Raw genomic sequence first — 13,666 nt, 5'->3', positions numbered from 1 at the left:
AATGTCCTTTGATAATATTGAATTCCTGGATAAAAATCGCATCTTAACCTCTTCGTTTGAGTACCTTGTTGGGTTGACCCCGTATTCGCTTTATTTGTAGTATTGGGCTGCTTTGAAGTGTTTCATGTTCAAACGCGACGTGTTCTGTAAGTTCTTCCTGACAACAGAGCCGACAATATATACACATCCGCTATGGAGAATCTGACAACCGCTATGCGTATTACGCCACCCTGAGTTTTTCCTTCCTCTGTCGTACTGAGCAAGCCTCAGCACGCACTCAATAACATCCCGTCTGCGGATGTGCTTTACCGTACGTAAAAATGTAGCCCTCCAGGGCTGACTGTATCTAAAAACTGAGAAATTACTATGTTGCTGTCCTCGACGCGTAAGGACTGGCTGGGTAACGTCCGTGGTGACGTTCTGGCCGGTATTGTTGTCGCGCTCGCACTCATTCCAGAAGCGATCGCCTTTTCCATTATCGCCGGTGTTGATCCCCAGGTGGGCCTCTACTCGGCGTTCTGTATTCCTCTCGTTATGGCCTTCTTTGGCGGACGTCCGGCGATGATTTCGTCCTCCACCGGTGCAATGGCTCTCCTGATGGTGACGCTGGTGAAAGATCATGGCTTACAGTATTTACTGGCTGCCTCCATACTGACCGGGGTATTCCAGCTGATAGCCGGATATCTGAAGCTTGGCGGGCTGATGCGTTTTGTTTCACGCTCAGTGGTCACGGGGTTTGTTAATGCACTGGCAATACTGATTTTTATGGCCCAGTTGCCTGAGCTGACCAATGTGACATGGCATGTTTATGCCATGACTGCGGCAGGGCTGGGGATCATCTATCTCTTCCCTTATATCAACAAAACCATTCCTTCACCGCTTGTGTGCATCGTGGTGCTGACTGGGATTGCCATGTGGCTGCATCTGGATGTGCGAACCGTCGGGGATATGGGGAAACTTCCCGACAGTCTGCCGGTCTTCCTGCTCCCGGACGTGCCTTTAAATCTTCAGACGCTGCTCATCATCCTGCCATATTCTGCGGGGCTTGCGGTGGTTGGCCTGCTTGAGTCGATGATGACCGCCACTATCGTGGATGACATGACCGACACGCCAAGCGACAAAAACAGGGAGTGCAAAGCTCAGGGCATCGCGAACATCTGCACATCCTTTATCGGAGGAATGGCAGGCTGCGCGATGATTGGGCAATCTGTTATCAACGTAAAATCCGGTGGACGCGGACGACTTTCAACCCTCACGGCGGGCGTGGTGCTGCTTTGCCTGATTGTGTTCCTGCGCAACTGGGTCTCCCAAATTCCGATGGCAGCGCTGGTCGCGGTGATGATTATGGTTTCCATCGGGACATTCTCCTGGCGCTCCATTGCCAACCTGCGGACACACCCCCTTTCAACCAGCGTGGTCATGCTTGCCACCGTCGCGGTTGTGGTGGCAACACATAATCTGGCCTTCGGTGTGCTGACCGGTGTACTGATTGCTTCGCTCAATTTTGCCACTAAAGTATCCCGGTTCATGCGTGTAACCTCAGTTCTGGAGGGGACGAGCCGGACGTATACCGTCACCGGCCAGGTATTCTTTGCATCAGCAGACCGCTTTACGAGCCACTTTGATTTCCGTGAAGCGATTGAGAATGTGGTGATAGACGTTTCACATGCCCATTTCTGGGACATCACGTCCGTCAGCGCCCTGGATAAGGTGGTCATTAAGTTCCGTAGAGAGGGCGCCGGGGTTGAAATACGTGGGATGAATGAAGCCACCCGCACCATCGTTGACCGGTTTGGTGTTCACGATAAACCTGAAGAAGTCGAAAAACTGATGGGCGGTCATTAACAGACTGGAGGGAAAACTATGAATAATACTGTTACAGCCTGTGTGGACGGTTCACTTTCAACGCGGTCAGTGTGTGAATATGCGGCGTGGGCAGCCCGCACTTTGCAATCACAGCTAGCACTGTTGCACGTTATCGAAAAAGACAGCACCCCGGTAGTGTCAGACCTGACCGGCACTCTCGGCATAGACAGTCAGCAATTGCTGACCGATGAGCTGGTAGAAATTGAAGGGCAACGTAATCGCCTGCTGATGGCCCAGGGGAAAGCAATACTGGAAAGTTGTGCTGAACTGCTTCAAAAACAGGGAAGCCCGGATGTGCTTTTGATGCAAAAACACGGTACACCGGATGAAGTTCTGGCAGAGCTGAGCGACCTTCGTCTCATGGTGCTGGGGCGTCGGGGTAGCCAGCATCCGGTAGGCTCTCATCTGGAAAGCGTTATTCGTCTGCAAAAGAAACCCCTACTGGTTGTTCCGGAGAACTACTCAGTGCCTTCCAGAGTCATGCTGGCTTATGATGGCAGTGAAGAAAGCAGGAGTAACCTGGAACGTCTGACGATGAGTCCCTTACTCAGGGGGCTGGAGTGCCACCTTGTCATGGTAAACGGTAAGAAGGAAGAGCTGCTGACCGCACAGCAAATTTTACGTGACGCGGATATAGAAAACAGCACAACACATCTTACCGGGCAATCAGTCGGGGACGCGCTTATTCGTTACGCCGAGGAAAATGCTGTCGATCTGATAGTGATGGGGGCCTACGGTCATTCCAGGTTGCGGCAGTTCTTTATCGGTAGTCATACCTCCGAAATGCTGCAAAAGACGCAACAACCGCTTCTTATCCTCCGTTAGCACTGATTATCTTAAATAAAAAAGGGCGAGTTCTCTCGCCCTTCGTCACAAGAACACGTTTAGTTCAGCCGGTTACCTTTTTCATCAACTACCTTCTCACCGTCCTCTTTCGTGAACGCGCTTTTCTGCGCATCGGGAAGAATATCCAGCACGACTTCAGAAGGGCGGCATAGCCGGGTACCCAGCGGCGTTACCACGATAGGGCGATTGATCAGAACAGGGTGCTGCAACATAAAATCGATTAACTGCTCGTCAGTAAAGCGGTCTTCCGCCAGCCCTAACGCTTCAAAAGGTTCGACATTCTTACGCAGCAGCGCTCGTACCGTGATCCCCATATCCGCAATGAGTTTTACCAGCTCAGCTCGTGATGGTGGGGTTTCAAGATAATGAATAACGGTCGGCTCTGTACCGCTGTTGCGGATCATTTCAAGGGTATTGCGTGACGTGCCGCAGGCCGGGTTGTGATAAATGGTAATGTTGCTCATATCAGTATCTCATTACAAAGTGAAAGACAGACGAAGCGCCAGTGCTGCAAGCGTGACAAACAGCACGGGGATTGTCATGACAATGCCCACCCGGAAGTAATATCCCCAGGTAATTTTGATATTTTTCTGCGACAGAACGTGCAGCCACAGTAACGTTGCCAGACTGCCGATAGGGGTAATTTTTGGCCCCAGGTCGCTGCCGATGACGTTGGCGTAAATCATCGCTTCTTTGATAACACCGGTCGCTGTGCTGCCATCAATCGACAGCGCCCCGACCAGCACGGTCGGCATATTGTTCATCACTGATGACAGGAAGGCCGTCAGGAAGCCCGTACCCAGCGTTGCCGCCCACAATCCCTGCTCTGCCAGCTGATTCAGCAAGGAAGAGAGATAGTGGGTCAGACCGGCATTTCGTAAGCCGTAGACCACCAGGTACATCCCCAGCGAGAAGATAACGATTTGCCAGGGCGCACCACGCAGCACCTTACCGGTGTTAATGGCATGCCCTTTTTTCGCAACAGCAAACAGAAGCAATGCACCAGCGGCTGCGACCAAACTGACCGGTACGCCCAGCGGCTCCAGTCCGAAGAATCCCACCAGAAGCAACACCAGAACCAGCCAGCCGGTTTTAAAGGTATTCACATCACGTATAGCGTCTTTCGGTTCTTTCAACAGAGAAACGTCGTAAACGGCGGGAATGTCCTTACGGAAAAACAGATGCAGCATCACCAGCGTAGCCGCAATCGCGGCCAGGTTAACCGGGACCATCACGGCGGCATATTCTGAGAAACCAAGCTTAAAGAAATCCGCCGAGACGATATTCACCAGGTTTGAGACAATCAGTGGCAGGCTTGCCGTGTCAGCGATAAACCCTGCGGCCATGATAAACGCTAAGGTTGCTCCCCGGCTGAATCCCAGCGCCAGCAGCATCGCGATAACGATAGGTGTCAGGATCAGTGCCGCACCGTCGTTGGCAAACAGTGCCGCAACCATCGCACCAAGCAGGACGATCCAGGTGAAGAGCAGCCGCCCCCGGCCATTCCCCCAACGGGCAACGTGCAGCGCGGCCCATTCAAAGAAGCCGGATTCGTCGAGCAGAAGACTGATGATGATCACGGCGATAAAGGTGGCGGTCGCATTCCACACTATCTGCCAGACCACCGGAATATCCCCCAGATGAACGACGCCAGTCAGCAATGCCAGAATTGCGCCCAGTGAGGCACTCCAGCCAATCCCCAGCCCTCTGGGTTGCCAGATAACCAGGACGAGCGTGAATAAAAAGATAGCACCAGCCAGTAACATCAGAAACTCCATTCACATTTGTTTATTCGGATATATATATCGCCATCAGCAGGAGACAGATGCCACGCTACTGAGCTTGTTGCGTATGTTTTCTCGTTCACAGTTCCAGGCTGTATCAATAATACCCGCAGCCCATGCTGGCATGTGTGGCGACAGTCGGTAATGCACCCATTTTCCTTCGCGACGGTCGATGACCAGCTCGGCTTCACGTAAAAGGGCCATATGGCGAGAAATTTTTGGCTGAGACTCTGCGGTTGCCGCACAGATGTCACAGACGCACATTTCACCGGACTCCCTGAGAAGCATCACGATAGTTGAACGGGTCTCGTCGGCGAGCAGTTTAAAAAGCTGAACAGGCTGTAGCATGCTTAACCTCGTAAAAAAATAACAATACATATGGTATTTCATATGTGATAACTTTTAAAGCATAGCTTATGAAATGGAGATTTTTTATGACCGACTTACCAGCAATCGAACCGGCTTATTTTGATGATGCGCTTGCCAGCAAACTTACGGGCAACAACGAAACCATGCCGCGAATTCTCATCCTGTACGGTTCAGTACGAGAGCGGTCCTACAGTCGTTTTGCAGCGGAAGAGGCCGGGCGGTTGCTGGCAAAGATGGGGGCTGAGGTGAAAATATTTAACCCATCCGGTCTGCCGTTACCCGATGATGCGCCCGAAAGTCACCCCAAAGTGCTTGAACTCCGCGAGCTGGTCAGGTGGTGTGACGGAATGGTCTGGAGTTCTCCGGAAAGACATGGCGCCATGAGCTCGGTGATGAAGGCCCAGATTGACTGGATACCCCTGAGTGAAGGTGCTGTTCGTCCTTCCCAGGGTAAAACGCTGGCCGTCATGCAGGTTTGTGGTGGTTCACAGTCGTTTAACACGGTCAATCAGATGCGGATACTTGGCCGCTGGATGCGGATGTTCACCATCCCCAATCAGTCGTCAGTGCCAAAGGCATGGCAGGAATTTGATGATGAAGGGCGCATGAAACCCTCACCCTGGTATGACAGGATTGTCGACGTTACCGAAGAGTTGTTCAAAATGACGTTACTCCTGAAAGGGCACACAGCCTACCTGTCCGACCGCTACAGCGAAAGGAAAGAGAGTCATCAGGAGCTCGCGGCACGGGTCAATCAGGCCAAAATCTGACAGCCAGGCATGCCCGGATGGATTACCGGGCTTTAAATCGGTTTCTTCCCAAATATCTCTTCAGAGCGTGACTGAAGTTTCACCAGGGCATTGAACATATCGTCCTGATCCAGGGAACGCTGGGATTTCTTCGTCGTGGGAGCTTTACGCCTGCGAGAAGGGCCGTCTCCGGATGGTACGGATTGCGACCGGTTATTATCCCGCTCGGCCTGGACCAGCTGCGCCATTTCCAGGGCCCGCCCCAGACGTTTGTTATCCACAATGGCCCCCTGATCGATTTCAGAAAGCTTGTCATAGGTGGAGTAGGGAAGTGATACGCCATTAAGCCGGAGCTCTTTATGTCCATCCGGGTAATGCCAGACATCGATGTATTTACCAATCGCCCGACGACTGAATTCGCTGTCTTCAATCAGATAAAGGACTTTGTCGTATTGCACTGTGAGTGATTTCGACACTTTACGAGCTTCACGCCAGTTAAATACCATATCAAGATCGTCATCGACATCCAGTTCCCGATGAACATCAAACGCCTGGCGAGGCGCTTTTGCGAAACGACGGTTGTAATCGTTCATGAACTCTTCGGCAAATGCGTTCGCAGCTTCCATGGAACTGATGCCCTGGAGCCTGAGCTCCTTGACCAGTCGGTCCTGAAGCGTCAGGTGCGCCCGTTCAACGCGGCCTTTGGCAGCACTGGTTTCTGCACAAATGGTCTGAATGTTCAGTTCATGCATCGCACGGCCAAACTGGGTATCGCCGTCGCCGCCGGTTGCATTTTTATTGTTGATCCTGAATACGCTGGCTTTGTCGCTGTACAGCGCAAGCGGTTTGCCATGTTTTTCAATATAGCCCCGGGTCGCTTCAAAATAGGTGAAAGTAGACTCAGATTTCACGAAAAGAAGCTGCATTAAACGACTGGTTGCGTCATCAACGTAAACCAGTGCCGTACACTTAGGTCCCCGATTTTCAAACCAGTGGTGGTCGCAGCCGTCGATTTGTATGAGTTCACCGGCACAGGCACGGCGGTAACGAGGTTGCTGAATTTTTGGCGCACGTTGCTTACGTGGGACCCACAGACTGGCCTGAGTCATCAGCTTACGGACGGTTTCTTTGGAAAGATGAACACCGTGCACCTCAGACAGTTTTTCACAGGCCAGCGTCGGACCGAAATCGTTATAGCGTTCGCGAATAATGTTCAGCGCGTATGCGGCCAGTCCCTGAGGCAACTGGTTGTTACTGGATTTACCACGACGGCGGCTGGTCATGCCAATCGGACCATCTTCACGATAACGCGCAAGCAGACGACGGCACTGACGGTCGGAGATACCAAGCCGCTGAGCTGCCATTTGTGTTGTCAGACGCCGGTCGATGACATCCTGAATGATTTTGAGTCGGTTAACTTCATCCAATGTGAAAAACTCCGCTGCGAGAGCCGTCATGGTAATCCTTACTTGATTATACACGCCGGACATCTTAACTTAGCCATTATCGGACATTACAACTTATGTCAAGGCTCAATTGAAATGTCCGTTATCCAGCTCAATTAAAATGACCACTTTGATCTCTCATTCTCTTTACTGATAGACTTGGCTTTGTTGAATAAATCAGATTTCGGGTAAGTCTCCCCCGTAGCGGGTTGTGTTTTCAGGCAATACGCACGCTTTCAGGCATACCTGCTTTCGTCATTTTGTTCAGCGCTCGTACCAGGGCCATAGCCTCCGCAACCTGACCATCGTAGTCACGCAGCGTCAGTGAACCCCCGAACAGCTGTTTTACCCGGTACATCGCCGTTTCCGCTATCGAGCGACGGTTGTAATCTGTTGTCCATTTCCACCGCGCATTACTCCCGGTCATTCGCTGATTAGCCACTGCACGGTTACGGTCTGCATATTCACCGGGCCAGTAACCCGCACCTTTTCGGGGTGGGATAAGCGCGCTGATTTTCTTACGCCGCAGTTCATCGTGACAGAGCCGGGTGTCGTAAGCGCCGTCTGCCGATGCTGCCCTGATTTTTCTGTGAGTCTGCCGGATAAGACCCGGGAAGGCTTCTGAGTCCGTCACATTGTTCAGCGACAGGTCTGCACAGATGATTTCATGTGTGTTGCTGTCAACTGCCAGATGCAACTTTCGCCATATACGACGGCGTTCCTGGCCATGCTTTTTGACTTTCCACTCGCCTTCACCAAAGACCTTCAGCCCGGTGGAATCAATCACCAGATGCGCGATTTCACCCCGGGTGAACGTTTTGAAACTGACGTTAACCGACTTTGCCCGCCTGCTGACACAGCTGTAATCCGGGCAGCGTAGCGGAACGTTCATCAGAGAAAAAATGGAATCAATAAAGCCCTGCGCAGCGCGCAGGGTCAGCCTGAATACGCGTTTAATGACCAGCACAGTCGTGATGGCAAGGTCAGAATAGCGCTGAGGTCTGCCTCGTGAAGAAGGTGTTGCTGACTCATACCAGGCCTGAATAGCTTCATCATCCAGCCAGAAAGTTATGGAGCCACGGTTGATGAGGGCTTTATTGTAGGTGGGCCAGTTGGTGATTTTGAACTTTTGCTTTGCCACGGAACGGTCTGCGTTGTCGGGAAGATGCGTGATCTGATCCTTCAACTCAGCAAAAGTTCGATTTATTCAACAAAGCCGCCCCGCAGAGTCCGGAACGCTGATACGGATCCATATCATTAGTAACAGCGAAAGTACTGACATAATACCGAACGTCAGGCGCCAGCCAAGATAATGCCCAAGCCAGGTTCCCAGCGGAACGCCTAGTGAGAGCGCCAGCGGTGTCCCAGCCATGGCTATCGCCATAGCCCGACCCTGATGAAGCGGCTCAACAATTCGGCGTGAAAACCCCGCCAGCAGGCTCCACGCCAGTCCCGCAGCCGCCCCGGCCCCCAAACGCGCTAACAGGGTCAGGTAAACATTTGATGAAAGTGCGGTAATGGTATTAAAAATGAAGAATCCCGCTACGGTCATTAATAAGACATATTTCCGATTCCACGACCGGGTAACGATAGTTAACGGAATAGCGGCAAATAATGACCCGAGGGCGTAGACGGTGACCCACTGGCCTGCGCTAGCCAGCGAAATATTCATTCCCTTACTGATTTCTGGCAATAATCCTGCTGGAATAGTTTCCGTCATGATGCAAATAAATCCGGTCATCGCAAAAGCCATTAATGGCATATAGGGAAATGTGTCATTCATTTTCTGCATTTTGCAATACCGTTAATGTTTAATTAAGCCTGCCAGGTGCGCAGGCTTAGCGCCTAATAGAGTAGATCGTTAGTCAATTAAAGTGCCATGTTCAGTATTGTTTCCGCCACTTCAGCAGTAATTTTTCCATGTTCACCTAATGCGATGTGCCCATGTTCTTTTAACTTGCCGATAACAGCTGAAATATCTTCCGCGCCCAGACCATAATCAGAAAGTCGGGTTTTAACGCCCATCAGTTCAAAAAATTCCACGGTGGCATTGATAGCCTCATCGGCCATTTTTTCGCTATCAGACTCAGGAATATTCCAGACACGCGCACCGTACTGAGCCAGCTTTTCTGCTTTTTCCTTTTTGCACAAGCGCCATAGTGCAGGCATAACGATAGCGAGGGTACGGGCGTGGTCGATTCCGTATAATGCAGTAATTTCCTGGCCAATCATGTGAGAAGCCCAGTCAGTTGGGACACCTGCGCTCAACATTCCATTCAGGGCCATCGTCGCAGCCCACATGATGTTAGCTCTGGCGTCGTAGTTCTGTGGATTTTTAAGGGCTACTGGGCCTTCTTCTTTCAGCGTGCTCAGCAGTCCTTCCGCCAGGCGATCCTGCACCTTAGCGTTAACCGGGTAAGTAATGTATTGCTCAAGAACGTGGACAAAGGCATCAACAACCCCGTTTGCGGTTTGTTGTTCAGGCAGCGTGTAGGTCATTTCCGGTTCGAGCACTGAAAATTTCGGCATAACGTAAGGGGAGGTGAAAAAGAGTTTATCCTGGGTGGTCACCCGATTAATCACCGCCGTGTTATTCATCTCTGAACCCGTGGCCGCCAGGGTCAGCACGCATCCAAAAGGGAGAGCTTGTTTCACCACGCCGCCATAACTCTTGACGATCTCCCATGGATCATTTTCGTAGAGGGCTGCGGCGGCAATAAATTTAGTCCCGTCGATCACTGAACCGCCGCCCACGGCCAGAAGAAAATCAATTTTTTCTGTTCTGACAATCTCAACGGCTTTCATCAGGGTTTCATAATGAGGGTTTGCTTCTACACCGCCAAACTCATAAACCAGGGTGTTTGTCAGGGACTCTTTTACGCGTTTCAATATACCGTGTTTTATAACGCTGCCCCCGCCATAGACAATCATGACCTTTTTACCCTGCGGGACTTCTTGTGCTAACGCAGAAATTTGATCGCGACCAAAAAGAATTTTTACCGGATTATGATAGATAAAATCTTGCATAATGATTACCTCATTTTCAGAATTAAAAGCCGTCACTACAACGAGGACATATTCACGTCGTGGAATATAAAGTACCATTTTGAATTTTATTTATTAATCAACATAAATTTCACTTACTTGTGAAATTTATTTGATAATTAATGACAGACTGGTACGCTGACGTCTCCAGTAGGGACCGAGGAGGAGGAATCGTGTGGATGAATTAAAGGTTTTTTTAACAGTGGCCAGGCTGAAAAGCTTTACCAAAGCCGCAGCTGAAATAGGTGTGACACCCTCAGCCATCAGCCACACGGTGAAATCTCTTGAGGAAAGGCTTGGGATCCGCCTGCTGGCCAGAACCACCCGCAGTATCTCCACTACGGAAGCAGGTGAAAGGCTCATTAACGAAGTTGGCCCGTTAATGGAACAGGTTGATGATGCTATTAGTCGGTTGAGTGAGCTTAGGGAAAAACCCACTGGCGTCATACGCCTCACGGCGGCAGATGATGTTATCCAGTATTTGATCCGTCCTGTATTACCGGACTTTCTGAGTCGCTACCCAGATATTCAGATTGAAATCGGCATTGACTATGGATTTACAGATATTGTTGATCAGCGTTTTGATGCCGGGATTCGTCCGGGCGATGTTCTGAATAATGATATGATTGCCGCAAAAATAAGCCAGAACTGGCGCCAGCTTGTTGTTGCTGCACCAGATTATTTTAAGCGTTATGCTAAGCCCAGGAAGCCGCAGGATCTTTTGAACCACAACTGCATTAACGTCCGCTATTCTGATACGAGTGGATTGTACGCCTGGGAATTCGAGAAAGATGCTCAGAAATTCAGTCTGAAAGTCAAAGGGCAATATATTGCGAACAGCACGATTCATCAGCTCGATGCAGCATTAGACGGGCTGGGGATTGCCTATATTCCCGAGTATGTTGCAGATGGATATATCAAAAGCGGCAAGCTGATTGCTGTTCTGACCGAGTGGTGTCCATATTTTGACGGCTACCATATTTATTATCCTCACCGCCGACAGGATTCTCCTGCGTTTATGGCTTTTCTGCAACTTTTGCGCGACAGGTACAATAATGGAATAAGATAAATTTATGAGTAAAGGATTATGTCCACGATAAGCACCTGGGTCGATTCCTGGGAGGCGGCCATGAGGGTAGGGAAGCGCCGTCCCGTCAAGTCAGCGTAATGCTCTGCCAGTGTTACAACCAATTAACCAATTCTGATTAGAAAAACTCATCGAGCATCAAATGAAACTGCAATTTATTCATATCAGGATTATCAATACCATATTTTTGAAAAAGCCGTTTCTGTAATGAAGGAGAAAACTCACCGAGGCAGTTCCATAGGATGGCAAGATCCTGGTATCGGTCTGCGATTCCGACTCGTCCAACATCAATACAACCTATTAATTTCCCCTCGTCAAAAATAAGGTTATCAAGTGAGAAATCACCATGAGTGACGACTGAATCCGGTGAGAATGGCAAAAGCTTATGCATTTCTTTCCAGACTTGTTCAACAGGCCAGCCATTACGCTCGTCATCAAAATCACTCGCATCAACCAAACCGTTATTCATTCGTGATTGCGCCTGAGCGAGACGAAATACGCGATCGCTGTTAAAAGGACAATTACAAACAGGAATCGAATGCAACCGGCGCAGGAACGCTGCCAGCGCATCAACAATATTTTCACCTGAATCAGGATATTCTTCTAATACCTGGAATGCTGTTTTCCCGGGGATCGCAGTGGTGAGTAACCATGCATCATCAGGAGTACGGATAAAATGCTTGATGGTCGGAAGAGGCATAAATGCCGTCAGCCAGTTTAGTCTGACCATCTCATCTGTAACATCATTGGCAACGCTACCTTTGCCATGTTTCAGAAACAACTCTGGCGCATCGGGCTTCCCATACAATCGATAGATTGTCGCACCTGATTGCCCGACATTATCGCGAGCCCATCTATACCCATATAAATCAACATCCAGGTTGGAATTTAATCGCGGCCTCGAGCAAGACGTTTCCCGTTGAATATGGCTCATAACACCCCTTGTATTACTGTTTATGTAAGCAGACAGTTTTATTGTTCATGATGATATATTTTTATCTTGTGCAATGTAACATCAGAGATTTTGAGACACAACGTGGCTTTGTTGAATAAATCAGATTTCGGGTAAGTCTCCCCCGTAGCGGGTTGTGTTTTCAGGCAATACGCACGCTTTCAGGCATACCTGCTTTCGTCATTTTGTTCAGCGCTCGTACCAGGGCCATAGCCTCCGCAACCTGACCATCGTAGTCACGCAGCGTCAGTGAACCCCCGAACAGCTGTTTTACCCGGTACATCGCCGTTTCCGCTATCGAGCGACGGTTGTAATCTGTTGTCCATTTCCACCGCGCATTACTCCCGGTCATTCGCTGATTAGCCACTGCACGGTTACGGTCTGCATATTCACCGGGCCAGTAACCCGCGCCTTTTCGGGGCGGGATAAGCGCGCTGATTTTCTTACGCCGCAGTTCATCGTGACAGAGCCGGGTGTCGTAAGCGCCGTCTGCCGATGCTGCCCTGATTTTTCTGTGAGTCTGCCGGATAAGACCCGGGAAGGCTTCTGAGTCCGTCACATTGTTCAGCGACAGGTCTGCACAGATGATTTCATGTGTTTTACTGTCAACGGCGAGATGCAGCTTACGCCAGATACGGCGGCGTTCCTGGCCATGCTTTTTGACTTTCCACTCGCCTTCACCGAAGACCTTCAGCCCGGTGGAATCAATCACCAGATGCGCGATTTCACCCCGGGTGGGCGTTTTGAAACTGACATTAACCGACTTTGCCCGCCTGCTGACACAGCTGTAATCCGGGCAGCGTAGCGGAACGTTCATCAGAGAAAAAATGGAATCAATAAAGCCCTGCGCAGCGCGCAGGGTCAGCCTGAATACGCGTTTAATGACCAGCACAGTCGTGATGGCAAGGTCAGAATAGCGCTGAGGTCTGCCTCGTGAAGAAGGTGTTGCTGACTCATACCAGGCCTGAATAGCTTCATCATCCAGCCAGAAAGTTATGGAGCCACGGTTGATGAGGGCTTTATTGTAGGTGGGCCAGTTGGTGATTTTGAACTTTTGCTTTGCCACGGAACGGTCTGCGTTGTCGGGAAGATACGTGATCTGATCCTTCAACTCAGCAAAAGTTCGATTTATTCAACAAAGCCGTTTTGAAACTGACGTTAACCGACTTTGCCCGCCTGCTGACACAGCTGTAATCCGGGCAGCGTAGCGGAACGTTCATCAGAGAAAAAATGGAATCAATAAAGCCCTGCGCAGCGCGCAGGGTCAGCCTGAATACGCGTTTAATGACCAGCACAGTCGTGATGGCAAGGTCAGAATAGCGCTGAGGTCTGCCTCGTGAAGAAGGTGTTGCTGACTCATACCAGGCCTGAATAGCTTCATCATCCAGCCAGAAAGTTATGGAGCCACGGTTGATGAGGGCTTTATTGTAGGTGGGCCAGTTGGTGATTTTGAACTTTTGCTTTGCCACGGAACGGTCTGCGTTGTCGGGAAGATGCGTGATCTGATCCTTCAACTCAGCAAA

Annotated in this window: 12 protein-coding genes and 2 pseudogenes; 4 read left to right on the top strand and 10 right to left on the bottom strand. The window is 50.3% G+C overall.

The genetic code is table 11. The features are described 5' to 3' along the window. Nucleotides 1-366 precede the first annotated feature (366 nt). Both AAHF05_RS23555 and AAHF05_RS23550 read left to right on the top strand, forming a co-directional pair. Entirely contained in the window at nt 367-1,845 is a 1,479-nt protein-coding gene (locus AAHF05_RS23555; RefSeq protein WP_000927306.1) for a SulP family inorganic anion transporter, read from the top strand. An 18-nt stretch (nt 1,846-1,863) separates the two neighbouring features. Further along, nucleotides 1,864-2,691, top strand: coding sequence for a universal stress protein (locus AAHF05_RS23550; RefSeq protein ID WP_001066652.1), 828 nt, complete (start codon nt 1,864-1,866; stop codon nt 2,689-2,691). A 59-nt stretch (nt 2,692-2,750) separates the two neighbouring features. On the opposite strand, the gene arsC is transcribed toward AAHF05_RS23550, so the two are convergent. Genes arsC through AAHF05_RS23535 form a run of 3 tightly spaced genes read right to left on the bottom strand, consistent with a single transcriptional unit; the run spans nt 2,751 to nt 4,844 of the window. Further along, complete coding sequence (gene arsC, locus AAHF05_RS23545; protein WP_000065802.1) at nt 2,751-3,176, bottom strand: glutaredoxin-dependent arsenate reductase; 426 nt, start codon at nt 3,174-3,176, stop codon at nt 2,751-2,753. 12 nt (nt 3,177-3,188) lie between these two features. Further along, nucleotides 3,189-4,478 (bottom strand): arsenic transporter, encoded by a 1,290-nt coding sequence (locus AAHF05_RS23540; protein ID WP_000922628.1) that lies wholly within the window; start codon nt 4,476-4,478, stop codon nt 3,189-3,191. 45 nt (nt 4,479-4,523) lie between these two features. Beyond that, nucleotides 4,524-4,844 carry a transcriptional regulator gene (locus AAHF05_RS23535; RefSeq protein WP_000941305.1) on the bottom strand — a complete coding sequence of 107 codons (321 nt, stop codon included), beginning with the start codon at nt 4,842-4,844 and terminating at the stop codon, nt 4,524-4,526. 86 nt (nt 4,845-4,930) lie between these two features. Here AAHF05_RS23535 and arsH point away from each other — a divergent pair, with 86 nt between their 5' ends. Beyond that, nucleotides 4,931-5,635, top strand: a complete 705-nt coding sequence (arsH, locus tag AAHF05_RS23530) for an arsenical resistance protein ArsH (RefSeq protein WP_000130816.1) — start codon at nt 4,931-4,933, stop codon at nt 5,633-5,635. 32 nt (nt 5,636-5,667) lie between these two features. Here arsH and AAHF05_RS23525 read toward each other — a convergent pair whose 3' ends face one another. The 4 genes and pseudogenes from AAHF05_RS23525 to AAHF05_RS23510 form a co-directional block, all read right to left on the bottom strand. After that, nucleotides 5,668-7,071 (bottom strand): ISNCY family transposase, encoded by a 1,404-nt coding sequence (locus AAHF05_RS23525; RefSeq protein ID WP_000125668.1) that lies wholly within the window; start codon nt 7,069-7,071, stop codon nt 5,668-5,670. 205 nt (nt 7,072-7,276) lie between these two features. After that, nucleotides 7,277-8,245: an IS5-like element IS903B family transposase gene (locus tag AAHF05_RS23520; protein ID WP_022652343.1), complete on the bottom strand. Its 969-nt coding sequence runs from the start codon at nt 8,243-8,245 to the stop codon at nt 7,277-7,279. Nucleotides 8,246-8,275: 30 nt separating this feature from the next. After that, nucleotides 8,276-8,851 (bottom strand): annotated as a pseudogene (locus AAHF05_RS23515) (MFS transporter); the annotation flags it as partial. A gap of 77 nt (nt 8,852-8,928) precedes the next feature. Then, nucleotides 8,929-10,086 (bottom strand): iron-containing alcohol dehydrogenase, encoded by a 1,158-nt coding sequence (locus AAHF05_RS23510; RefSeq protein ID WP_021243026.1) that lies wholly within the window; start codon nt 10,084-10,086, stop codon nt 8,929-8,931. Nucleotides 10,087-10,279: 193 nt separating this feature from the next. Between AAHF05_RS23510 and AAHF05_RS23505 the strand changes: the two genes are divergently transcribed. Continuing rightward, complete coding sequence (locus AAHF05_RS23505) at nt 10,280-11,173, top strand: LysR family transcriptional regulator (RefSeq protein WP_012695469.1); 894 nt, start codon at nt 10,280-10,282, stop codon at nt 11,171-11,173. A gap of 136 nt (nt 11,174-11,309) precedes the next feature. Here the strand turns inward: AAHF05_RS23505 and AAHF05_RS23500 are convergent, their stop codons facing one another. The 3 genes and pseudogenes from AAHF05_RS23500 to AAHF05_RS23490 form a co-directional block, all read right to left on the bottom strand. Continuing rightward, nucleotides 11,310-12,125: an aminoglycoside O-phosphotransferase APH(3')-Ia gene (locus AAHF05_RS23500; RefSeq protein WP_012695470.1), complete on the bottom strand. Its 816-nt coding sequence runs from the start codon at nt 12,123-12,125 to the stop codon at nt 11,310-11,312. A 160-nt stretch (nt 12,126-12,285) separates the two neighbouring features. Beyond that, entirely contained in the window at nt 12,286-13,254 is a 969-nt protein-coding gene (locus tag AAHF05_RS23495) for an IS5-like element IS903B family transposase (protein WP_013815099.1), read from the bottom strand. Between the two features lie 31 nt (nt 13,255-13,285). Then, nucleotides 13,286-13,657, bottom strand: a pseudogene (locus tag AAHF05_RS23490) (IS5/IS1182 family transposase); the annotation flags it as partial. Nucleotides 13,658-13,666 lie beyond the last annotated feature (9 nt).

The sequence above is a fragment of the Enterobacter adelaidei genome (assembly GCF_041937165.1).
Taxonomy (GTDB): Bacteria; Pseudomonadota; Gammaproteobacteria; order Enterobacterales; family Enterobacteriaceae; genus Enterobacter; species Enterobacter adelaidei.
Note: the sequence above shows the minus strand (reverse complement) of the source record. Positions and strands in the feature narration are given on the sequence as shown.